The 22,308-nt window shown below is 50.4% G+C and carries 17 protein-coding genes; 16 read left to right on the forward strand and 1 reads right to left on the reverse strand.

The window, feature by feature from the left end:
- Nucleotides 1-41 precede the first annotated feature (41 nt).
- The 16 genes from fliB to argH all read left to right on the forward strand — a co-directional run bounded on the left by fliB (nucleotide 42) and on the right by argH (nucleotide 20,506).
- Complete coding sequence (fliB, locus tag ABH899_RS26190) at nucleotides 42-1,271, forward strand: flagellin lysine-N-methylase (protein ID WP_370001672.1); 1,230 nt, start codon at nucleotides 42-44, stop codon at nucleotides 1,269-1,271.
- A gap of 10 nt (nucleotides 1,272-1,281) precedes the next feature.
- A complete protein-coding gene (locus ABH899_RS26195) occupies nucleotides 1,282-2,139 on the forward strand; it encodes a glycosyltransferase (protein ID WP_370001673.1) in 858 nt (285 codons plus the stop codon).
- Nucleotides 2,140-2,423: 284 nt separating this feature from the next.
- Complete coding sequence (locus tag ABH899_RS26200) at nucleotides 2,424-4,184, forward strand: glycosyltransferase (RefSeq protein ID WP_370001674.1); 1,761 nt, start codon at nucleotides 2,424-2,426, stop codon at nucleotides 4,182-4,184.
- 55 nt (nucleotides 4,185-4,239) lie between these two features.
- Nucleotides 4,240-4,998 (forward strand): FkbM family methyltransferase, encoded by a 759-nt coding sequence (locus ABH899_RS26205; protein WP_370001675.1) that lies wholly within the window; start codon nucleotides 4,240-4,242, stop codon nucleotides 4,996-4,998.
- A 244-nt stretch (nucleotides 4,999-5,242) separates the two neighbouring features.
- Complete coding sequence (locus ABH899_RS26210; RefSeq protein ID WP_009677088.1) at nucleotides 5,243-5,440, forward strand: cold shock domain-containing protein; 198 nt, start codon at nucleotides 5,243-5,245, stop codon at nucleotides 5,438-5,440.
- Nucleotides 5,441-5,637: 197 nt separating this feature from the next.
- Nucleotides 5,638-6,186, forward strand: coding sequence for a ribosome hibernation-promoting factor, HPF/YfiA family (gene hpf, locus ABH899_RS26215; RefSeq protein ID WP_370001676.1), 549 nt, complete (start codon nucleotides 5,638-5,640; stop codon nucleotides 6,184-6,186).
- A gap of 493 nt (nucleotides 6,187-6,679) precedes the next feature.
- Nucleotides 6,680-9,184: a preprotein translocase subunit SecA gene (gene secA / locus ABH899_RS26220; RefSeq protein ID WP_370001677.1), complete on the forward strand. Its 2,505-nt coding sequence runs from the start codon at nucleotides 6,680-6,682 to the stop codon at nucleotides 9,182-9,184.
- A gap of 197 nt (nucleotides 9,185-9,381) precedes the next feature.
- Nucleotides 9,382-10,495, forward strand: a protein-coding gene (gene prfB, locus ABH899_RS26225; protein WP_370001679.1) for a peptide chain release factor 2 whose coding sequence is annotated in 2 segments (ribosomal slippage) — nucleotides 9,382-9,453 and nucleotides 9,455-10,495 — 1,113 coding nt in all. Because the reading frame shifts where the segments join, the coding sequence is not laid out codon by codon here.
- A 584-nt stretch (nucleotides 10,496-11,079) separates the two neighbouring features.
- A complete protein-coding gene (locus tag ABH899_RS26230) occupies nucleotides 11,080-11,964 on the forward strand; it encodes a YitT family protein (protein WP_009676976.1) in 885 nt (294 codons plus the stop codon).
- Between the two features lie 249 nt (nucleotides 11,965-12,213).
- Entirely contained in the window at nucleotides 12,214-13,263 is a 1,050-nt protein-coding gene (gene argC, locus ABH899_RS26235; RefSeq protein WP_370001681.1) for an N-acetyl-gamma-glutamyl-phosphate reductase, read from the forward strand.
- A gap of 145 nt (nucleotides 13,264-13,408) precedes the next feature.
- Nucleotides 13,409-14,635: a bifunctional glutamate N-acetyltransferase/amino-acid acetyltransferase ArgJ gene (gene argJ, locus ABH899_RS26240; protein ID WP_370001683.1), complete on the forward strand. Its 1,227-nt coding sequence runs from the start codon at nucleotides 13,409-13,411 to the stop codon at nucleotides 14,633-14,635.
- 45 nt (nucleotides 14,636-14,680) lie between these two features.
- Nucleotides 14,681-15,466 carry an acetylglutamate kinase gene (argB, locus tag ABH899_RS26245; protein ID WP_370001685.1) on the forward strand — a complete coding sequence of 262 codons (786 nt, stop codon included), beginning with the start codon at nucleotides 14,681-14,683 and terminating at the stop codon, nucleotides 15,464-15,466.
- A 41-nt stretch (nucleotides 15,467-15,507) separates the two neighbouring features.
- The gene (locus ABH899_RS26250; RefSeq protein ID WP_370001687.1) at nucleotides 15,508-16,698 is read left to right on the forward strand and encodes an acetylornithine transaminase; all 1,191 of its coding nucleotides are present in this window, start codon (nucleotides 15,508-15,510) and stop codon (nucleotides 16,696-16,698) included.
- Nucleotides 16,699-16,763: 65 nt separating this feature from the next.
- Entirely contained in the window at nucleotides 16,764-17,720 is a 957-nt protein-coding gene (gene argF, locus ABH899_RS26255) for an ornithine carbamoyltransferase (protein WP_370001689.1), read from the forward strand.
- Between the two features lie 32 nt (nucleotides 17,721-17,752).
- On the forward strand, nucleotides 17,753-18,991 hold the full coding sequence (locus ABH899_RS26260) for an argininosuccinate synthase (protein WP_370001691.1): 1,239 nt from the start codon (nucleotides 17,753-17,755) through the stop codon (nucleotides 18,989-18,991).
- A gap of 99 nt (nucleotides 18,992-19,090) precedes the next feature.
- Nucleotides 19,091-20,506: an argininosuccinate lyase gene (argH, locus tag ABH899_RS26265; RefSeq protein ID WP_370001693.1), complete on the forward strand. Its 1,416-nt coding sequence runs from the start codon at nucleotides 19,091-19,093 to the stop codon at nucleotides 20,504-20,506.
- A gap of 127 nt (nucleotides 20,507-20,633) precedes the next feature.
- Here the strand turns inward: argH and ABH899_RS26270 are convergent, their stop codons facing one another.
- Nucleotides 20,634-22,076, reverse strand: coding sequence for a VanW family protein (locus ABH899_RS26270; protein WP_370001695.1), 1,443 nt, complete (start codon nucleotides 22,074-22,076; stop codon nucleotides 20,634-20,636).
- Nucleotides 22,077-22,308 lie beyond the last annotated feature (232 nt).

Genomic DNA, 22,308 nt, shown 5'->3' on the forward strand with positions numbered 1-22,308 from the left:
AGGCCCCTCTTTATCTAAAACTACACAAGGAAGTGCGCATAATGAAAGATACTGTACTTTTACCAACCTACATGAAATCCTTCGCTTGTATAGGATCAGAGTGTGAGGATAGTTGCTGTGTTGGATGGAGGGTAACTCTAGATAAAAAATCTTTTAAAAATTATAAAAATCTTAAGCATCCGGTCCTAACAGAAAAATTTAAAAATTCTGTGAAAAGAAATAAAAAAGATTCAAGCGAATTAAATTACGGTCATTTTGTAATGGAGCCGAAAACTCTTAGGTGTCCTATGTTGGATGAGGTAAATCTTTGCAGTATTCAAAAGAACATGGGAGAAACTATGCTGTCTCCAACCTGCAACACTTATCCTCGTATTGTGAATAAAATGAACAATAGTTTTGAACTGTCGGCGAAATTATCGTGCCCGGAAGTTGCTAGGCTTGCTCTATTGAATGAAGAGGGAATAGACTTCGAAGAACTTGACTATGAAATCAATCCTTTATGGGGAGTAAATAATTCAACTCACGCAACCTATACAGAGGAACAGAACCGAACTTTTTGGGCAATCAGAATATTCACAATCGAAATTTTACAGGATCGTAATTTGTCTGTAAGTGACCGCCTAATCTTTTTAGGCTTGTTCATTGATAAGGCTAAGAGGGCGATAGCAACTAATTTTGCAAACGTTGAATTTCTTATCGAAGAATATAAAATGAAAAGAACAAATGCTGTATTCCTAAGCAGCATCAGAGATATTAAAGTAGACTATGAATTTCAAATAAAATCTGTTTTGGAATTGATTCGTGTTAGGGACACATTTGGTTCTGGCAATAAACGCTATATAGAATGCTACTCAGATATGTTGGAAGGTTTAGCAATAGAAGCTGGCGAAAAAATCGACATCAAACTTTTAAAAGAGAATTATTTATATAACGAACAAAATTACTTTAGACCGTTTATGGATAAGTATTCTTATATTCTCGAAAATTACCTTGTTAATTATATATTTGAAACAAAGTTTCCTGACTTTAAGGTTGAAGATGTTTTTGAGCAATATGTAAAAATAGTTGTCGTATATGCGATGCTAAAAATTCATTTTATAGGAATATCGGGGAAATACAGAGATTTACAACCGGAGATTGCTGTGAAAATAATACAATCTTACGCTAGAGTAGTAGAACATAATAATGTATATCTCGATAATATTATGGATATGTTTAAAGAACAGAATTTCAATACTTTAGCCCATCTTGTAACTCTGATAAAAGATTGAGGTTTTTCTTATGAATAATCTTGCGGAAATTTCTGCATGTTTAATTGTCAAAAATGAAGAAGAACATATCGAACGCTGCATCACATCCTTAAAATCAGCTGTACAAGAGATCGTTGTAGTAGATACAGGATCAACCGATAATACTATAAATATATTAAAACGATTAGATATTCAAGTTTATCATTACGTATGGGATAATGATTTTTCGAAAGCGAGGAATTTTTCTATTTCCTTTGCAACAAAACCATACATTCTAATTATGGATGCCGATGAGATTTTGGAAAGAGATTCTGTAAAAAAAATCATAGAGTATACAGCTAACAAGAGGAATAAGAAGCTACCAGCCACCGTAATTATTGAGAATTATATCAACGCTGACCGTTGTGTTAAAAATAGATTAACCCGTATGTTTCCGAACAACCAATCTTTTTATTTTGAGGGATTTATTCATGAACAGCTCTACTCTCATGGAGAACCTGTCGCGAAAAAATTGGATACAGATGTGCGGATTGGACATAACGGGTATAAAGAAGATGAAATTAACAATAAAAACAAGTTAGCTAGAAATTTATCTTTATTAAAAAAACAACTAGTAAAAGAGCCAAATTCGCCGTATATTAATTTTCAAATCGGACAGACCCATTACGTCGGTAAAGAATATGAGAAAGCGGAATGTTATTTTGATGAGGCTCTTAAACTGTTGTCTAAGTATCAGAACCTTCCGGGGTATGCTTCATCCATTTTTCTCTCTTATGGTTATTGTTTGTTTTACAAAGGAAAGTTTCAGGAACTGGATCATTTATTAAATGACGCTTTAGATTTTTATTCTGATTATACAGATTTATATTTTTATACGGTCTCTCTTTAATAGAAAGAAAGGATGTCAACCGATTTTCTGAAATACAGCATATATTTGAACATTGTCTCTTTTTAGGTGAAGTAAAGACAGGGAGCTATGAAACAGTTGACGGAGTAGGCTCATACCGATCGCTATATAATCTGGGACTATATTATGAAGTAATAGGAAAAATCGACCTTGCTCATTCATACTATACAAAAAGCAGTGAGTATTCTTTCGTTCCGGCTCTTGAGAGATTAAAGGTTCTTAATGGATAAGCTGATTTTATGCCGAATTGAATTTTAGGAGTTAATATGCTGGATAAACTTCGTTCCGCTCTTCAACTCAAAAGAAAAAATGATCTAAGAAATGATGGAAATCGCTTAAAGCGTGAATTGGAAAGAAAGAGTTTGGATCCCAAGCACCGACTTCATATCGTTTTCGTTATGAATCAGGTCGGTATTTGGGGCGGCGTTAAAATCGTCTTTGAACAAGCCGATCGTCTGATTGAAAAAGGCTTCCGCGTAACGATTATATCAAGACATCCTTTTCCGGAATGGTTTCCACTGCAGGCACAATATATCCAGATACCTTACGGTTTGGATTTGGGGCAGGGCATTCCTACTTGTGATTTGATAGTGGCGACGTATTACGATCACATCTATGAATGTGTGCAGACGGGGATTGCGCCGGTTGTTTACTTCGAGCAGGGGGATAAACATTTATTTGAACCGGAGAAGCTGGAAGAAGAACAGCTGCAATTTATTCAAAAGCAATTAGATCGGGCGGATCGGGTATTAACGGTTTCCCATCAGGTTAGCAACTTGCTCAAGGATATGTACAATTGTGATTCTACAGTCATTCATAACGGTATTGATTCTCAGATTTTTAAGCTTTCAGGCCATATACTTAAGAGAGAGCGTCCGTATATCTTAATGATGGGGAACGAACAAATAGCGTTTAAGGGCATTCATGATGTTTGGAAAGCCTATCTACATTCCCCTGCAATCCAGGCAAATTATGATTTAATTTGGATTACTCCGGTTAAACCTCAGTTTTCGCCGCAAGAAAAACCGTGGATATCCGAGATTTACGTGAATCCGACTCAGCAAGAGATTGCCGATCTGTATCGGGGAGCGGCTGCGTTTGTCTCCGGGTCACATTATGAATCTTTTTCACTGCCCGTGATAGAGGCCATGGCTTGCGGCTGCCCGGTTGTGAGCACCCGTAATCAGGGTGTTCTGGAATATGCGGTAGAGGGATCTAATATTTTGCTGGCGGAAATCGGTGATCCGGAGAGTTTGTCCAAACAATTGACTTGGTTGCTTGAGAATCCCCTGCCAAGAGAAAATCAGATTGTAAAAGGCCTTGAAACGGCAGCCCGTTTCTCATGGAAAGCGGTTCTGCCTCAGGTAGAGATGTACTACAAGGAAGTGGCCGGCTACGATCCCGTACCGGTGAATTCTTTGGATGAATGGAACATTTTGCTCCATGAGAAAGACTTCTTGAATGAAGAAGAGCACCGGCGATTTATAAAAAGGCTGCTGCATAGCAATAAAGATAAAATCGAGCTTGTTTCCGTATATTCTCTCATCGAAAATCACTCGTTTGGCAGATGGGAGACAGCGGCTGTAAGAAAGCAACCGGGAAGCCGAATGTCTGTAGACAAAGTGTATAGCTTAGCCCGGAATATAAAATCACCCGAATCCGATCACGATGCTGCTATCGGTTGGCTTGCGCAAGGAATGCCGGAAGAAGCGTATCGCCTGTGGCAGCGATTGATAAATACAAACGACTCTTCGCCAGAGCAGCAAGGCGTTTATACGAAATGGCTGATACTATGTTTGATAGAACTTGAGAGAGATGAGGATGCTCTCCACATGTTAAATAGGGCTCTTCCTAAATACCCGGATTATACGGATTTATATTATTTATATGCTCTTGTGCTCACTTTGCTGGGTAAAGGCAGCGAGGCGGCTCCGGTAATAGGGATAGCCAAATTAGTGGGAGACGCGGCTCATTATCCCGAGTTTTTCCTGAACAGCTCCGCATTATTAAAAAAATTACAACAGTGAACAGCTAAAGGGAGAGAGGATAATCATGCACGGAACCTATATAGGAAACAATAAAATGATGGTGAAGTTAGCGTATAATGCCGTAATCACGATACCGTCCAATGATTTGAGTCTAATGCCGACATTGGTAACCACCGGTATGTTTGAAGTCCCGTTAACGAAATATTTCCTTACTCAGTTGAAGCCCGGGTATACGGTCGTGGATGTAGGAGCAAACATAGGTTATTTTACGGTGCTGGCCGCCAAAGTAGTCGGAAATACGGGGAAGGTTATCGGATACGAAGCCGACCCCAACACGGCTGCTGTCTTAAAGGATAACTTGGCTATGAACTGGCTTACGGAGAACGTAACCGTCATAAACAAAGCGGTTTATTCGGAAAATAAGACGCTGCAATTTCGGAGCTCGGAAAGATTTCATGGATATTCCTCATGGAAGGAAAAGCCTAAGGACGACAATCTGATCGATCACTATACGATCCGGGACGTCGAAGCTGTCTCCTTAGATAACGAGTTGCAAGAACTGGATACGATTGATCTGGTTAAGATCGATATCGAGGGTGGAGAGTATCATGCTTTTCTGGGGATGAAAAAATTGATACAAGACCGGAAGATTAAGAAAATCACATTCGAATGGAATAAAGCGATGCTTGGAGCGGATGAAGGTCCTTTCCTTGATCTGATCAACGATCTAATTACAAATCGGGGAGCACGTCTCACGCTGCTGGACAAAGAAGGCGAAGTTGTGGAAACAACGTTAAAGGATCTGGCAGCCTTCGAATTTTATCCATTTGTTTTGTTAGAATTCCAAAACTAACACAAATCTCTCCCTGTGGACAATGTGTATAACTTTGTTGATAACTCTGTGAATAAGTGCTTAAATCCCGCTTTCGACAAGGGATCTAGGGCTTAAAGCCTATGCTGTCGAAAATGTGAATACCTAAATTTTCAAAATATTTAGGATTATCTTGTCATCAGATTGACACAATTATTTCCGTGGTGATATATTCAAAAGGTAAGCAAAGGCTTACATTTATTTGAAGACGAAGGGAATGTGTCCGATGCAAGGTAAAGTAAAATGGTTCAATGCGGAAAAAGGCTACGGTTTCATTGAGCGCGAGGACGGCGGAGACGTATTCGTACATTTCTCTGCAATCCAAACGGACGGTTTCAAAACACTAGAAGAAGGTCAGGCTGTCGAGTTTGACATCGTGGAAGGCGCTCGCGGACCACAAGCAGCTAACGTAAACAAGCTGTAATTATTCGGCCGTTTGGCCGGTTCATAAAACATGGTAAAGATGTTTGAACCAGCACCCTGGATTGCGATCCGGGGTGTTTTTTTGCATGCGCTCGGAGTTCACAGTTTAGCCGCAGAACGGACACAAAACGTATATTAAGATTTTTTGAATATTCAAAATAGTTGGTGTATAATAGAGACAGAAGGGAGGAGTTTTATATGAAATTCACCGTTCGAGGAGATCATCTCGAGATAACAGTTGCCCTCAGGGAGTATGTGGAGAAAAAGCTGAGCAGACTGGAGAAGTACTTTGAAGCCCCCCTCAACTCGGAAGGATTTGTGACACTTAGCGTAGTCAAAAACATCCACACGGTGGAAGTGACGATTCCGCTCCAGGGCGTCCTGCTCCGTGCCGAGAATAAAGATCAAGACATGTATGCGGCAATTGACCTGGTGGTCGACAAGCTGGAACGTCAAATCCGCAAACACAAAACGAAAATGAATCGTAAAATCCGCCTGGAAGGCAACAAACGCGAGTTGAGCAAGCTGGAAAGCCCGGTTCTCACCATGGATGAGGAAGAGGAGGATTACGAGCTGGTCCGGACGAAGCGGTTTACGCTGAAACCGATGGATATCGACGAAGCGATTCTGCAGATGAACATGGTTGGTCATGATTTCTTCGTTTTTTCCAACATGGATACGGAGCAAGTGAACGTGGTCTATAAAAGGGACGATGGCAGATACGGTCTGATCGAACCGGCTATTTGACCACAACCCGTCTTACTGATTGCGCAAGTGCCAGACGAACTTCTAACTGAAAATATGAAACCAAAGCTTGATCCGACAGGGTCAGGCTTTTTAATTGTTTATAGCTTATCCGGCACAAAAAATCGGGTGAAAACAGCTGACGTTTGACGTGGAAGCCGCCGTTACGTTATCTTCTCTTTAATAGTAGGAAGAAGCTCGCAGATCTTGCGCTCGTTTACGAATAATAAAACAATTCTAAAGGCTCTCGTCTGTTCAACAGCCGACCGGTAAAATTTCGCCAACTTTGGAAACGGAAAATCGGCTTCTCAGCGGCTTTGCCGACAACAACTGCAACAAAGCGCGAGCTTTTACGTATGTAAAGGAGTAGGTTTGCTACAGAGAAGCACATCTGATAAACTGAAATGTTCCCGCTCTGAAGCCTTGTTTTGTTGCGGCTTGACGAGCAAACTGATACAATTTAAGGATACTGAGTGTAAGGGAAAGGGGTTCACCGATGCTAGGACTGGTCAAAAAAATGTTTGGTGATTCCAACGAACGTGAAATCAAGCGATATTGGAAAGCAGCCGATGCTATAAATGGGCTGGAGCCGGAAATTTCCGCTCTGTCCGACGAACAATTAAAGGGCAAAACCGTCGAGTTCCGCGAGCGTCTGGAAAAGGGCGAAGACCTGGACGACCTGCTGCCGGAAGCATTTGCCGTTGTGCGTGAAGCTTCCAAACGGGTGCTGGGCAAACGTCACTATGACGTGCAGTTAATCGGCGGCATGGTGCTCCACGAAGGCAAAATCGCCGAGATGAGAACCGGTGAAGGTAAAACCCTCGTCGGTACGCTTCCCGTCTATCTGAATGCGCTGGCGGGCAAAGGCGTGCACGTGGTTACCGTCAACGACTATCTGGCGCAGCGTGACAGCGGCGAAATGGGCCAAATTTACGATTTCCTGGGGATGACCGTCGGGGTCAATCTTCATGATCTTTCGCATGAGCAGAAGCAGGCCGCCTATGCTTGCGACGTAACCTACGGCACGAACAATGAATACGGATTCGACTATTTGCGCGATAATATGGTGCTTTACAAAGAGCAGATGGTTCAGCGTCCGCTTTATTTTGCCGTTATCGACGAAGTGGATTCCATCCTGGTCGATGAAGCGAGAACACCGCTGATCATTTCGGGACAAGCTGCCAAATCTACGGATTTGTATTATGCGGCGGACCGTTTTGTGAGCAAGCTGGAAGCGGAGAAAGATTACACCGTCGATATCAAGGTGCGTTCCGTATCTTTGACGGAGCAGGGTGTGGAGAAGGCAGAGAAGGCGTTCGGGATCGAGAACCTGTTCGACCATCAGAACGTGACCCTCAACCACCACGTTACCCAGGCTTTGAAAGCCCGCGTCATTATGCGCCGCGACGTGGATTACGTCGTTCAGGACGATGAAGTTCTGATCGTCGACGAATTTACGGGCCGTCTGATGACCGGCCGCCGCTACAGCGAAGGCCTGCACCAGGCGATCGAAGCGAAAGAGCAGCTCCAGGTGCAGAACGAGAGCATGACGCTGGCGACGATCACGTTCCAGAACTACTTCCGTATGTACCGCAAGCTGGCCGGCATGACCGGTACGGCGAAGACGGAGGAAGAAGAGTTCAAGAAGATTTACGGTCTGGACGTTATTATTGTGCCGACTAACCGTCCGATGATCCGTAAAGATATGCCTGACGTCGTTTATAAGACGGAGATGGGCAAATTCAAAGCGGTCGTGGAAGAAATCGTCGAGCGCTATAAAAATAAACAGCCGGTGCTGGTCGGTACCGTTTCCATCGAGAATTCCGAGCTGCTGTCCGAAATGCTGAAGAAAAAAGGCGTTCAGCATAAGGTACTTAACGCGAAGTACCATGCCGAAGAGGCGGAAATCGTCTCCCGCGCGGGACAAGCCGGCGCGGTAACGATCGCAACGAACATGGCGGGCCGCGGTACCGATATTATGCTGGGCGACCAAGTCCACGAAATCGGCGGACTGCATATTATCGGTACGGAGCGCCATGAGAGCCGCCGGATCGATAACCAGCTCCGCGGTCGCGCGGGCCGTCAGGGTGACCCGGGTTCCTCCCAGTTCTATCTGTCGCTTGGCGATGAACTCATGAAGCGCTTCGGCGCCGAGAACATCATGGCTATGATGGACCGTCTTGGCATGGAAGAGGATCAGCCGATCGAAAGCAAGCTTATCACGCGTGCGATCGAGTCCGCTCAGAAGCGTGTAGAGGGCAACAACTTCGACATGCGTAAAGTCGTCCTCCAATATGACGACGTTATGAACCAGCAGCGTGAAATTATTTATAAACAGCGCCGTGAGGTGCTCGAGTCCGAGAATATCCGTGAGATCGTGGAAACGATGCTTCGTTCCAGCATTGAGCGTATCGTGAACGCCCACTGCAGCGAATCTCAAATTCCGGAAGAGTGGGACCTTCAGGCAGTTGTCGATTACGTAAATAACAACTTCCTTTCCGAAGATGCGCTGAACAGCAAAGATATCTGGGGTAAAGAGATCGACGAAATCATTCAATTTATTGATGAGAAAGTCAAAGAAAAATACAACGAGCGCGAAGAACAGATCGGCGCTGAATTTATGCGCGAATTTGAGAAAGTCGTCGTACTGCGTGCGGTCGATTCCAAATGGATGGATCACATCGACGCGATGGACCAACTGCGCCAAGGGATTCACCTTCGTGCATACGGCGGCACGGACCCGCTTCGTGAGTATCAATTCGAAGGCTTCGAAATGTTCCACGAAATGGTCGACAGTATCCAGGAAGAAGTGGCCACTTATATTATGAAGGCCCACGTCGAAAGCAATCTGGAGCGTCAAGCCGTGGCCGAAGGCCAAGCCGTGGATCCCAAAGTGGAATCCGCAGGCAAACAGCCGATCGTAAAAGAAGAGCAAATCGGCCGCAACGATCCTTGCCCTTGCGGAAGCGGCAAGAAATATAAGCAGTGCCACGGAGCGTAATTCGCATCCGTCCGGGACTTTATAAGCTGTATCTTATGCAAGGTTATGCATTTTTCATGCATAGCCTTGCATATTCGCTTATATCCTGGCACAGGCCCGGTTATGATAAGCTTAGAGCGGCCGGGACCGGCGAATTTTTTACTACCATGTGTTACAACTAACTGCTAGAACAAATATGAGGACTCCGAGGTGTTGGTATGCTGGAACCGGAAGTAAAACAAGACCTGCGCGAAATTGCAAAGCGACTAACGGAATTAAGGGGGTCTCTTTGACTTAGATCATAAGCTCGAAGAGATCGGAGATTATGAAGTGAAAATGGCGGCGCCGGATTTCTGGGACGATAACGAGAATGCCCAGAAAATCATCGGCGAACTCAACGCCATCAAGAGCGTTGTGGATCAGTTCCAGGCGCTGAATAACGAATATGAAGACCTGGACGTTATGGCGCAGCTGGCTGACGAGGAGAACGATGAGGATATGGCGGCCGAGCTGGCCGACGGCCTGAAAGGCGTTCTCCGCAAGCTGGAAGACTTCCAGCTGCAGCTGCTGCTCAATCAGCCGTACGACCGGCTGAATGCCATTCTCGAGCTGCATCCGGGCGCGGGCGGGACGGAGTCCCAGGACTGGGCGGAGATGCTGCTGCGGATGTACCGCCGATGGGCCGAGAAACGGGACTTCAAGGTCGAGGTGCTCGATTATCTTCCCGGAGACGAGGCCGGCGTGAAGAGCGTTACGCTCCTCATTAAGGGCTACAACGCCTACGGGTATCTTAAAGCGGAGAAAGGCGTACACCGTCTCGTGCGCATCTCGCCATTCGACGCCTCGGGCCGCCGCCACACGTCTTTCGTGTCATGCGACGTGGTCCCGGAGATCGAAGACGACGTGGAGGTCGATATCCGTACGGAGGATCTGAAGATCGACACGTACCGCGCGAGCGGAGCGGGCGGCCAGCACATCAACACGACGGATTCGGCCGTGCGGATTACGCACTTGCCGACAGGAGTCGTGGTGACGTGCCAGACGGAACGTTCCCAGATCAAGAACCGGGAACGGGCCATGAAGCACTTGAGATCGAAGCTCTACGAGAAGAAGATCGAGGAGCAGGAGAAGCATCTCGCGGAAATCCGCGGAGAGCAGTCCGATATTGCGTGGGGCAGCCAGATCCGTTCCTACGTCTTCCATCCTTACAGCATGGTCAAGGATCACCGGACTACGGAAGAGACAGGCAATGTGGGAGCGGTGATGGACGGCGATCTCGATCCGTTCATCGATGCTTATCTCCGCCTGCAGATCCAGAAGAAAGAAGAATAAGAAACGTGCGGGGAAGGAGGCCAAGTGCCTGCGGCCCCGCATTTTTTGTATGGCGGGGAAGGATGGCCGAGGAGGACTCAAGCGCTCAGCCAATTCCGCTGCCAGAGAGGTAAGAACAGGCCAGGCTGTGCATCCTCGGATTGCGTGAACACCGCATGGAGCCCGCCCATGCTGACTACCTGCGCCGATGCGCGAACTTCCGACGCGCCGGTAAGGCGACGCGTGGTGATTGTTTGGGCGACCACCGTCATACGCTGCTACACGGCGGGCTGGGAGCTGCCCAAGCGTTGTGGTCAATCACAAGCTGGTCACAGCTGAAAAACCGGAGTGGCACGCCATTGAAAGAGCGAAATCTCTTCAAATCAGAAGGATACTGGACGAGTGGTGCGAACCAGTCCTATACAAGGTTCTGGTTATGCAACGCTTCCGAATTATTTTTGACCTACGGTTAATTAGAGGTAGGCAAACTCTTCTTTTGATGCCATAATAATTCCAGTACCTTACTCATACAACAATAGACCTTCATCAGGCAAAACTAGAGATAACCGGCGCGAACGGCCGGTAAAAGATAGGAGGAACGCCCCATGGCTATGGCCAAAGGCAAACGGAGAAAAGCCCGTCTTGTCCTGAACAGTCCGCAGCAGAAAGTGTACGAATATGCGATGCTGTTGATCGGCTGTTTGATTATTTCCATCAGTTTTAACGTCTTTCTCAATCCCAATCAGGTTGCTTCCGGAGGGGTATCGGGCCTGTCGACCATTATCCAGCAAACTTTGGGCTGGCAGCCGGCTTTAACGCAGTGGGGCTTGAATATTCCGTTATTTCTCCTCGGCTTGTGGCTTCTGGACCGCTCCTACAGTCTTAAGGCAGTCGTAGGTTCGATCGTCCTGCCGCTCTGCGTCATGCTGACCAGCCATCTGCCCACTCTGACTCATAACATTCTGCTTGCAACGATCTACGGCGGCATGGTGCTGGGACTCGGTATCGGGATCGTGTTCCGCGGCCGCGGATCGACGGGAGGCTTCAGCATTTCCTCGCAAATTTTACATAAGTATTCCGGCTTGAGCTTGGGTGTATCGGTTGCCGTTTTTGACGGAATGGTCATTTTGCTGGCCGGTCTTTTTTTCGGTCCTGAAAAAGCTCTTTACGCGCTGATCGGTCTCTTTGTGACCACGAAAACCATTGACATCGTGCAAGTCGGGCTCAATACGTCAAAGGTGGCTTACATCATTTCGAATGATCCGGAGAAACTTCGCGAAGCGATTCTTCATGATCTGGACCGTGGTCTGACCCAGTTGACCGGAGCCGGCGGATACACGGGTGATGCACGGCTTGTGCTTATGGTTGTCGTCAGTCAAAGCGAAGTCAGCAAGCTCAAAGCGCTGGTACAGTCGATCGACCCTCAAGCGTTTATCATTTTAAGCAATGCGAACGAGGTGCTGGGGGAAGGTTTCAAACGCGCGGTATAACTTTGCATATATACAGAACATTCTGCATAAAAGATCAAAGACTTGGAGACTGATCCTCTCCAATAACACTCATCTTCGAACATGTATCCTGTAACAGAAAACAGCTGTCTGTATAGACAGCTGTTTTTTTGCGCGTGATTTAATACTGTGGAAGAGAGGCTCCTTGGCAGGCAAAAAAGTCGTTGAATTATTATACCTGTGTCTGTATAATAATACATATCATTTTTAGGACGTTTGGGGGAAAAAGCAATGACGGAACACGTGAGAGCGGCAATTGTAGGTTCAACCGGTTACGGAGGAGTGGAGCTGATCAGGCTGCTGCTCGGACATCCTGCTGTAACGATCACTTCGGTAATTTCGTCTTCGAGTGCAGGGACGCCTATTTCGGACGGATTTCCTCATTTGAACAGCATTATACACGATTCACTGGATGCTGTGGACGTATCGCTTATCGCGTCCAAAGCGGATGTCGTTTTTCTGGCGACACCGGCGGGTGTGGCTGCCAAGCTGGCGCCTCAAATGCTGGAGGCCGGTCTCAGAGTGATCGATCTGTCCGGAGATTTCCGGCTGAAAACCCCGGAGATCTACACCCAGTGGTACAAGCGCGAGGGCGCGTCCCAGGAAGATCTGGATAAGGCGGTTTTCGGTTTGTGCGAAATTTACGGAGAGCAGGTGCCGGGAAAAGAGTTTATTTCCAACCCGGGCTGTTACCCGACGGCTACACTTCTTGGTCTAGTTCCGGCTGTGAAAGCGGGATGGATCGATCCGTCCACGATCATTGTGGATGCCAAATCCGGCATTTCCGGCGCGGGCAGAGGACTGGGTCTCGGCGTCCATTACGCGGAAGCCAACGAGAACCTCTCGGCTTACAAACTTAACCGCCATCAGCATATTCCCGAAATCGAGCAGGTGCTGAGCGATGCCGCGGGACGTGAAGTCATCATCACTTTCTCGACTCATCTTGTGCCGATGACGCGCGGAATTATGGCGACCTGTTATGCGCAGTTGAACGGAAAGCATGACACCCGCGAGTTTATTGAAATGTACCGTAATTTCTACGAAGGACGCCGTTTTGTGCGGATTCGCGAAGAAGGCAAGTGGCCGGCTACCAAAGAAGTTTGGGGCTCGAATTACTGCGATATCGGTTTCGCCGTAGATGAGAGGACGAACCGGGTTACCGTCGTTTCGGTTATCGATAACGTGATGAAAGGCGCGGCCGGGCAAGCCGTGCAGAACTTGAATCTGATGCTTGGCTGGGATGAAACGACGGGTCTTCAACTTACGCCGGTTTATCCGTAATAGTTCCGATCGGTTTGATGACAGTTTGCTTTCCATAGATTAGCAGGGCTCTAATGAGGAACCGTTATATTTTACCGGCTTGCGAGAGATTTAACAGATAGTAGATATCCCAGGGATAATGGGCAAAAAGGACAGGTGAGCATCCATGACGCTGCTAGGCCGTTTTACCGTCGTGCCGGATGGCACGGTGACTACACCTCAAGGCTTCCGCGCTGGCGGCCTGCATTGCGGTTTAAAGAAAACCGAACGCAACGATCTCGGAGCGATCGTATGCGACGTCCCGGCGGCCGTTGCGGCCGTTTACACGCTTAACGCGTTCCAGGCCGCGCCGCTTCGCGTGACGCAGGAAAGCATAGCCGCAGGCGGCAGGCTCCAGGCGATGCTCGTCAACAGCGGCAACGCCAACGCGTGCACGGGCGAGCAGGGACTCGCGGATGCGCGCGCTATGCGCGATGCCCTGGCACGCCGCCTCGGGATCGCTGAAGAGCTGGTCGGCGTCACCTCGACAGGCGTCATCGGCGAGCTGCTGCCGATGACGAAAGTGCTCGCCGGCATTGATGCGCTGCCGGAGAAGGTTCACGCCGCAGGCGGAGAGGACTTTTCCCAGGCGATTCTGACGACCGACCTGGTGAAGAAAGTCATCTGCGTGCGTGTTAACATCGGCGGGCGCGAGGTGCATATCGCCGGAGCGGCCAAAGGTTCGGGGATGATTCATCCGAACATGGCGACGATGCTCGGTTTTGTCACCACCGACGCGAACATCGAGAGCAAGCACCTGCAGCAGCTGCTTGGCGAAGCGACCGACTCCACCTTCAATATGATTACGGTGGACGGCGACACCAGCACGAACGACATGGTCGTCGTGATGGCCAGCGGCCTGGCCGGCGGGGAGGCTCTTCAGCCGGGCCATGCGGACTGGGAAGACTTCGCGGCCGCTTTCCGCCACGTGTCGGAGCATCTGGCGAAAGCGATCGCCAGAGACGGCGAAGGAGCGACGAAGCTCATCGAAGTCAACGTGCACGGGGCCGCTTCACAGGAGGCCGCACGCGCGATTGCCAAAACCGTCGTAGGCTCCAGTCTTGTGAAGACGGCGTGCTTCGGAGCGGATGCCAACTGGGGGCGGATCATTGCAGCCGTCGGACGCGCGGGCCAGCCGGTGAATACGGAGACGGTGGATGTAAGTCTTGGAGGCATCGCCGTACTTAAGCAGTCCAAACCGGTTGCGTTTGACGAGGACCGGGCGGAAGCTTACTTAAAGGGAGATATCGTGCAGATTGACGTGCACTTAAATATGAGTGAGAGCGGAGCGACTGCTTGGGGCTGCGATTTGACCTATGATTACGTCCGCATCAATGCGGCGTACCGGACTTAGGCCGCCAGGACCCGCTTGGGGAGACGAACGGAGGCAAGGGGAGACATGGAAAGTTTTGTGATGAAGTGCGGCGGGAGTACCCTGGCTGCACTGCCGGATTCTTTTTTCACGGATTTAAAGCAGCTTCAGGATCGCGGCATTGTCCCTGTCATCGTGCATGGCGGGGGGCCTGCCATTTCAGAGACGCTGAATCAGCTTAGTATCGCGAGTGAGTTCGTGGGCGGGCTCCGCAAAACAAGCGAGGCTGTCCTCGACGTCGTCGAAATGGTACTGGCCGGACGGATCAATAAAGAAATCGTCAGACGCATCCAGTTGTCCGGAGGCAAAGCCCTGGGATTGTCCGGAGTAGACGGACGCCTGATTACGGCCCGCCCGGTGGAAAACACCTCCGAAGTAGGACTCGTAGGCGACGTGACCGATGTGAACGCGGAGCTGATTCAAGGTGTAGTCGGGATGGGCTACATGCCCGTCATTGCACCGATCGGTCTCGGCGGGGACGGAAACCAGCGCTACAACATTAATGCCGATACGGCAGCGGGTGCGGTCGCATCCCGGATCGGGACGGACCGGCTCATCGTTGTGACCGATGTACCCGGTATTATGAAGGTGGAGGACGGTGTGAAGCGGGTGCTTCCGACCGTCACCATTGCGGATATCGAGGCGATGATCGAGAGCGGAGATATTTACGGGGGCATGATCCCTAAAGTACGGGCGGCGATCCAGTGCATCCAAGGGGACGTGGGGGAAGTCGTGATCGTGGACGGTTCCGTCCCCGGTATTCTCAGCAGCGTTCTGGACGGAGCGCAGGCCGGGACCCGGATTATCCGCTAGCGGCAACTATCTTTAACAATTAAACGATGGGAGTGAAGAACATGGTTCAGCAGGCAAGCAGTTTATTTCCGACGTATGCCCGGTTTCCAATCACACTGGTAAAGGGAGAAGGCAGTCGATTGTGGGACGACCAAGGCAAGGAGTACATCGATTTGATGGCCGGTCTTGCCGTTACGAATTTAGGGCATGCTCCGGAAGTTGTTAAAGAGAAGCTTGTGGCGCAGCTTGATCAGCTTTGGCACGTGTCTAATCTGTTCCATATCCCGAATCAGGAAAAGCTGGCGAAGCTGCTGACCGATAACAGCTGTGCGGACGCCGTGTTCTTCTGCTCGACCGGTGCCGAAGCCAACGAGGCGGCTATCAAGCTTGCGCGCCGTTATTCGCAGAAAGTACTGGGCGAGAACCGTTATGAGATCATTACGTTCCATCAGTCGTTCCACGGCCGTACGTTGGCTACCCTGACCGCAACCGGACAAGAGAAGGTGCAGGAAGGCTTCCATCCCCTTCCCGAAGGGTTTGTCTACGCCGACTATAACGACCTTGCTTCCGTCGAAAAGCTGATCAGCGAGCGTACGTGCGCCGTTATGCTGGAAATGGTTCAAGCCGAAGGCGGCGTAATCCCGGCGGATCCCGCTTTCGTGAAGGCTCTGGCCGAACTTTGCAAGGAGCGCGGCCTGCTTCTCATCGTCGATGAAATTCAGACGGGTATGGGCCGCACCGGCAAGCTGTTCGCCTATGAGCATTACGGCATCGAGCCGGATATCTTTACTCTGGCCAAAGGCCTCGGCAGCGGTTTCCCGATCGGGGCTATGCTGGGGAATGCCAAGGTGGCGCCGGCTTTCTCCGCAGGTTCCCACGGCAGCACGTTTGGGGGAACTCCAATCGCTACGGCTGCAGCTATAGCAACGGTTGAATACATGCTGAGCGAGAAAATTCCTCAGCGCGCGGCGGAGCTTGGCGAATGGACGGTTAAGACGCTTCGTGAGAAGCTTGCGGGCAATCCGATCGTCGAAGAAGTGCGCGGCGAAGGCCTCTTGATCGGCATCGTGTGCAATCAGCCCGCAGCGGAGCTTATAGCCGAGATTCATGAAGCGGGCGTTCTGGTCGTATCGGCCGGCCCGCAAGTGGTGCGTCTGCTGCCAAGCCTCGTTATTCCGAAAGAAGATTTGCAGAAGGGCCTGGACGTCGTTTGCGATGTACTGGCAAGAAAAGCCTCTGCTTTAGTACAATAGACAAGAAGGTCGTCCGCAGCTCTGCGGACGCTCCGACATTTTGCAGGAAGAAAGGACGGATTCCCATGTCCAGCACGGTACAGGAAGAAATGCAGCAGCAGCTTAAGGGAAGAGATTTCCTGGGGCTGGTCGATTACACACCCGCGGAGCTTAATCACCTGATCACGCTGGCCCGCGATCTGAAGGCCAAACAAAAGGCCGGCGAAGCCCATCAGCTTCTCAAAGGCAAAACGCTCGGCATGATTTTCGAGAAATCATCCACGCGGACGCGTGTTTCTTTTGAAGTGGGGATGTTTCAGCTCGGGGGTCAAGCCTTGTTCCTTAGCAAAAACGACATCCAGCTCGGACGCGGAGAAACGGTTTCCGATACGGCGCAGACGTTGTCCCGCTATCTGGACGGTATTATGATCCGTACGTTTGCCCACCGCAACGTGGTCGATCTGGCGCGTGCCGCGACTATTCCGGTTATTAACGGATTGACGGACTTTTCTCATCCGTGCCAGGCACTGACGGATTATATGACGATTCAAGAGCATAAAGGCCGCCTGGAAGGGCTTAAAATCGCTTATGTCGGCGACGGTAACAATATGGTCCACTCCCTGCTTGTCGGAGCGGCCAAACTCGGCCTCAACATCACGGTCGCTTCTCCGGAAGGGTATACGCCGGATGAAGAGCTTGTCCGCAGCAGCAGGGAATTTGCTTCCCAATCGGGCGGCTCCGTGCTGGTTACTCAGGATCCGAAGGAAGCGGTGGCGGATGCGGACGTGATTTATACGGACGTATGGGCGAGCATGGGCTTCGAAGCGGAGCAGCAGGAGCGCGAGCGTGCTTTCAGCGGCTACCAGGTGAACGAGGAGCTTGCCCGCTACGCGAAGAAGGATTACCTCTTCCTGCACTGTCTCCCGGCACACAGGGGAGAAGAGGTCAGCGAAGGCGTAATCGACGGACCGAATTCTTTCGTATTCGACCAGGCGGAAAACCGCCTTCACGCACAGAAAGCCGTTATGGCTTCGATTATGTAACCAAAATTATGGCAGCAAAGGTGAGGGAAAACATGGCTAAAGAAAAAATCGTGCTGGCCTACTCGGGCGGTTTGGATACGTCCGTTATTCTGGCTTGGCTTAAAGAAACATATGACGCTGAAATTATCGCATTTACAGCGGATATCGGGCAGAAGGACGAACTCGACGGCCTGGAAGAAAAAGCGCTGGCGACCGGCGCCAGCAAGGTCTACATCGATGATCTCCGCGAAGAATTCGCGAGCGACTTCATCTATCCGATGTTCCAGTCCGGCGCGCTGTACGAAGGGCAATACCTGCTCGGGACGAGCATCGCGCGCCCGCTGATCGCCAAGCGCATGGCCGAGATCGCCCGCGCCGAAGGCGCTACGGCCATTGCGCACGGCGCAACCGGCAAAGGGAACGACCAAGTGCGCTTTGAGCTGACGGCCGCTGCGCTTGCGCCGGAAATCGGCGTAATCGCCCCATGGCGTCTGGAAGCGTTCCGGGAGCAGTTCCCGGGCCGCGCCGAAATGATCGCGTATGCCGAGAAGCACGGCATCCAGGTGCAGGCGACCGCGTCGAAACCGTATTCGACGGACCGCAACCTGCTGCACATCTCTTTCGAGAGCGGCATGCTCGAGGACCCTTGGTTCGACGCAAGCGCCGATTCCAACCGCGATATGTACGTGCTCAGCGTATCTCCGGAAGACGCGCCGGATCAGCCGGAGTACATCGAGCTTGAATTTGAGCAGGGCAATGCAGTCGCTATCAACGGCGAGAAGCTGAACCCGCTGCAAATGATGGAGACGCTCAATGAGCTTGGCGGCAAGCACGGCATCGGCCGTATCGACATGGTCGAGAACCGCTTCGTGGGCATGAAGAGCCGCGGCGTGTACGAGACGCCGGGCGGCACGATTCTGTTTGCGGCTCACCGCCGCATCGAATCCCTGACCATGGACCGTGAAGTCATGCATCTACGCGACTCTCTGATCTCCAAATACAGCACACTCGTATACAACGGGTTCTGGTTTGCTCCGGAACGTCTGGCTATTCAAGCGCTTGTAACCGAGAGCCAGAAAAACGTAACGGGCACGGTTCGTATGAAGCTGTACAAAGGTAACGTGATTGCCGCCGGCGTGAAGAGTCCGGTGAGCTTGTATAACCCGAATATCGCGACGATGGAAGCGGATCCGACCCAAGCTTACGACCAGGGCGATGCGGCAGGTTTCATCCGTCTCAACGCGCTGCGTTTGAAAGTAAGTTCCGGCGTAGAGCAGCAATCCGGGAAATAAACGGGAAACCAATCGTTTGTTTATATACCTGTGAAACAGGAAACGGGGAACGGGCCGGAAGCGGCCCGTTGTTCCGTTAAAATCGAAGGAGGCAGCAACGTGTCGAAATTATGGGGCGGTCGGTTTACGAAGCAAACCGACCAATTAGTAGAAGAATACACAGCTTCCATCACGTTCGATAAAGAACTGGCGGAAGAAGACATCCAGGGCAGTCTTGCCCACGTGACTATGCTCGGCAAATGCGGCATCCTGCCTCAAGAGGATGTCGAAACGATCAAGGACGGTCTTAACCGCGTACTGGGCATGATCCGCCGCGGCGAGCTGGAATACACGATCGCCAACGAAGACATTCATATGAATATCGAAAAGACGCTGATCGATGAGATCGGGCCGGTAGGCGGCAAGCTGCACACGGGCCGCAGCCGTAACGATCAGGTGGCGACCGACATGCACCTGTATTTGCGCGGGCGCGTGGTGGAATTCGTCAGCCTGCTCCAGAAGCTTCAGGAAGCCCTCCTGACGCAGGCAAAGGCCAATCTGGATACTATCGTGCCGGGATATACGCATCTCCAGCGTGCGCAGCCGATTCTGTTCGCCCACCATCTGATGGCCTACGTGTCGATGTTCCAGCGTGATATCGAGCGTCTTCAGGACAGCTACAAGCGGATCAACGTTCTGCCGCTGGGCGCCGGTGCGCTTGCGGGCACAACGTTCCCGATTGACCGTCATTTTGTTGCGGAACAGCTTGGCTTCGAGGGAGTATACGAGAATAGTCTGGACGCCGTCAGCGACCGCGACTTTATTCTGGAGTTTCTCGCCAATGCATCCTTCATCATGATGCACCTGTCCCGTTTCTGCGAGGAGCTGGTTATGTGGTCCAGCACCGAATTTAACTTCGTCGAACTGGACGATGCGTTCTGTACGGGCAGTTCCATTATGCCGCAGAAGAAGAACCCGGATGTCGCCGAACTTGTCCGCGGCAAAACCGGCCGCGTCTACGGCAACCTGTTCGGTCTCATGACCGTTCTCAAGGCGCTCCCGTTGGCCTATAACAAGGACATGCAGGAAGACAAAGAAGGCATGCTGGACACAGTCCGTACCCTTCAAGGCGCCCTGCAGCTTTTTGCACCGATGATCTCGACAATGAAAGTGAACAAAGCCCGCATGCGCCAGGCGGTTAATCAGGATTTCTCTAACGCCACAGACATTGCGGACTATCTCGTAAACAAGGGTCTGCCATTCCGCCAGGCTCACGAAGTGATCGGCAAGACAGTCCTCTACTGCATCCAAGAGGGTAAATTCCTGCTCGATTTGTCCATGGAAGAGTTCAACAAGTTCTCTGAACTGTTTGGTGACGACATTTACGAAGTGCTTCAACCGGAGCAGGTGGTCAATGCCCGTAACGTATACGGAGGCACGGCCAGCAGCCAGGTAGAGGGAGCTATTTCGCGTGCGGAGAAGGGTCTGGAAGTAACTGTAAACTGGGTTGACAGCAAGCTCGATAAAAGTAAATAATGGGGAAATAACCGAAAGGCTCATGAAATTCATGCGTTTGGCCGTTGTGCCGCGCACGGGTTATTCAGGGCCTTTCCTGTTTCGCCCTGTCCCTCTTTTGCCGGGTGAACGGGTTGTTACGCGGGCACTAAGGTGTCTTGCCGTTTTGGGTGACTCCGTCTTCAATGACGTTCTTTGGCGGAGGAGCGGATTCCGCCGGCGGCTTGAGTACACCTGTATTAGACGCGACGACTCTCGCTTGCGGAGTATAGCGGTCTCTGGAAATTTTTTCACGGGAGACTTCTTTGCCGGCCTGCTTTTTTATCCGGTAGGTATCGACCACAAACCCTTGCTTGCCGGGACTTAGCTCCACCTGTTCGCCGGCTCTCAACCCGGGGTTGTGCACGTATTTGACGGGCGGTTGAATCGTCTCAACGGTATTCGACATAATCTCATACGTCGTATCCGAGGGAATGCTCCCGAATAGTTTAATAGTCAGCGCCGTATCCGACATTTCCGTTCGGATAAGGAGGTGGGCTTTTGTGTCGTTTCGGAAGCGAAAATTGATGAAACCTGTCGAAAAGGTGGCATCTTGCCCCAAAGGGGCGTAGCTGATCGGCAGCGAATGGTTTCTTCGTTCGACAATCTCCAGACCGGCGCGCAAAACCGCGTTGTAGAGCGTGGTGGAAACTTGGCAAATTCCGCCCCCTACTCCGGGAACAAGCTTGCCGTTTAGGATAACGGGAGCTTCCCGGAAGCCGAATTTAACGCCGGTCTGTTCAATAATAGGGGCGTAATCGAAAATTTCGCCCGGCTTTAGGATTACTTCATGAAGCATAGCTGCGGTCGAGCGGACGTTATGCTTGCGTCCCGGCGACGATTGGTTAAGCGGGGTCGAGAACTGCGTGATAAGCCGGTCCACATGCTGGTCGCGCAGCATTTTTTCCGTCACCTCGGGTTCCTGCAGCCGAAATGGGACTTGGATGGAAAGCGGATTCTCCGCCCGTTTAGGATCTATCTGCCTGATCTGTTGCTCTATGTCCGCCTTCAAGCGGGAAGCATCGATGCGGAGGGCGGGTTGTCCCGCTTTATACTGCACGCGGTCATCGGGCGTAACGATGCGCTGGGCGGATACCGGTTGTACGGCATAGATATCGGGCCATAGGATCCGCAGCTTCTTTTCGAGCTGATCCGCTTCTATGAACAAGCCGATTTTCGCTTGGTAATGGCGGAGCTTCCAGCGGTTGCGCGCACGATCCAGCAAATTTCCTTCCGTAAGGTCATGAAGGAGTGTCTGAAGCTCGCGGTCGTCTATGCGCAATCCCAGGTCCTGAAGCTTCTGCGAGCGGGAAGGAACTTCCTTCCGGTCGGACACAAGCTGTACGGGAACGGAATTCAGAAGCGCAACCTGACGGCTTAACTGCCCGGGGAAATCGGCGTAAGCCATTCCGCCCACCTTCCACCCCGATACGGTGAATTGCTCCGGAAAAGCCGGGCGCGAGCCGTAAAAGGCAATGGAACCCAGAGCTATAACGGCCGCCAGCGGCAGGACGATGGCAATTGTCGTTAGCACACGCTTAACTGGCTTCATAAGTAAACTCCTTCAAAGAATTTGGCGCACTGACACTTTGGACTCAAGTTGAACTTGAACATTCAGACGGATGCCTGTTCTACATGTCTATGGATTCATCGGACAAATATGCCTGAGTCGAAAATAGGGCAAACCCCAACAAAATTCGCGTCCGCTGTGAAAAGATGTTGAATATTCCCTTTTTTAAAAGGATTTTTAAGATGGATGTCGAACTTGTATGAGCTAGGATCAA

Source organism: Paenibacillus sp. RC84 (assembly GCF_041260495.1).
Lineage (GTDB): Bacteria > Bacillota > Bacilli > Paenibacillales > NBRC-103111 > Paenibacillus_F.

Coding starts and splice junctions, on each gene's coding strand:
- fliB (WP_370001672.1), top strand. CDS start 42: ATGAAAGATACTGTACTTTTACCAACCTACATGAAATCCTTCGCTTGT.
- ABH899_RS26195 (WP_370001673.1), top strand. CDS start 1,282: ATGAATAATCTTGCGGAAATTTCTGCATGTTTAATTGTCAAAAATGAA.
- ABH899_RS26200 (WP_370001674.1), top strand. CDS start 2,424: ATGCTGGATAAACTTCGTTCCGCTCTTCAACTCAAAAGAAAAAATGAT.
- ABH899_RS26205 (WP_370001675.1), top strand. CDS start 4,240: ATGATGGTGAAGTTAGCGTATAATGCCGTAATCACGATACCGTCCAAT.
- ABH899_RS26210 (WP_009677088.1), top strand. CDS start 5,243: ATGCAAGGTAAAGTAAAATGGTTCAATGCGGAAAAAGGCTACGGTTTC.
- hpf (WP_370001676.1), top strand. CDS start 5,638: ATGAAATTCACCGTTCGAGGAGATCATCTCGAGATAACAGTTGCCCTC.
- secA (WP_370001677.1), top strand. CDS start 6,680: ATGCTAGGACTGGTCAAAAAAATGTTTGGTGATTCCAACGAACGTGAA.
- ABH899_RS26230 (WP_009676976.1), top strand. CDS start 11,080: ATGGCTATGGCCAAAGGCAAACGGAGAAAAGCCCGTCTTGTCCTGAAC.
- argC (WP_370001681.1), top strand. CDS start 12,214: ATGACGGAACACGTGAGAGCGGCAATTGTAGGTTCAACCGGTTACGGA.
- argJ (WP_370001683.1), top strand. CDS start 13,409: ATGACGCTGCTAGGCCGTTTTACCGTCGTGCCGGATGGCACGGTGACT.
- argB (WP_370001685.1), top strand. CDS start 14,681: ATGGAAAGTTTTGTGATGAAGTGCGGCGGGAGTACCCTGGCTGCACTG.
- ABH899_RS26250 (WP_370001687.1), top strand. CDS start 15,508: ATGGTTCAGCAGGCAAGCAGTTTATTTCCGACGTATGCCCGGTTTCCA.
- argF (WP_370001689.1), top strand. CDS start 16,764: ATGTCCAGCACGGTACAGGAAGAAATGCAGCAGCAGCTTAAGGGAAGA.
- ABH899_RS26260 (WP_370001691.1), top strand. CDS start 17,753: ATGGCTAAAGAAAAAATCGTGCTGGCCTACTCGGGCGGTTTGGATACG.
- ABH899_RS26270 (WP_370001695.1), bottom strand. CDS start 22,076: ATGAAGCCAGTTAAGCGTGTGCTAACGACAATTGCCATCGTCCTGCCG.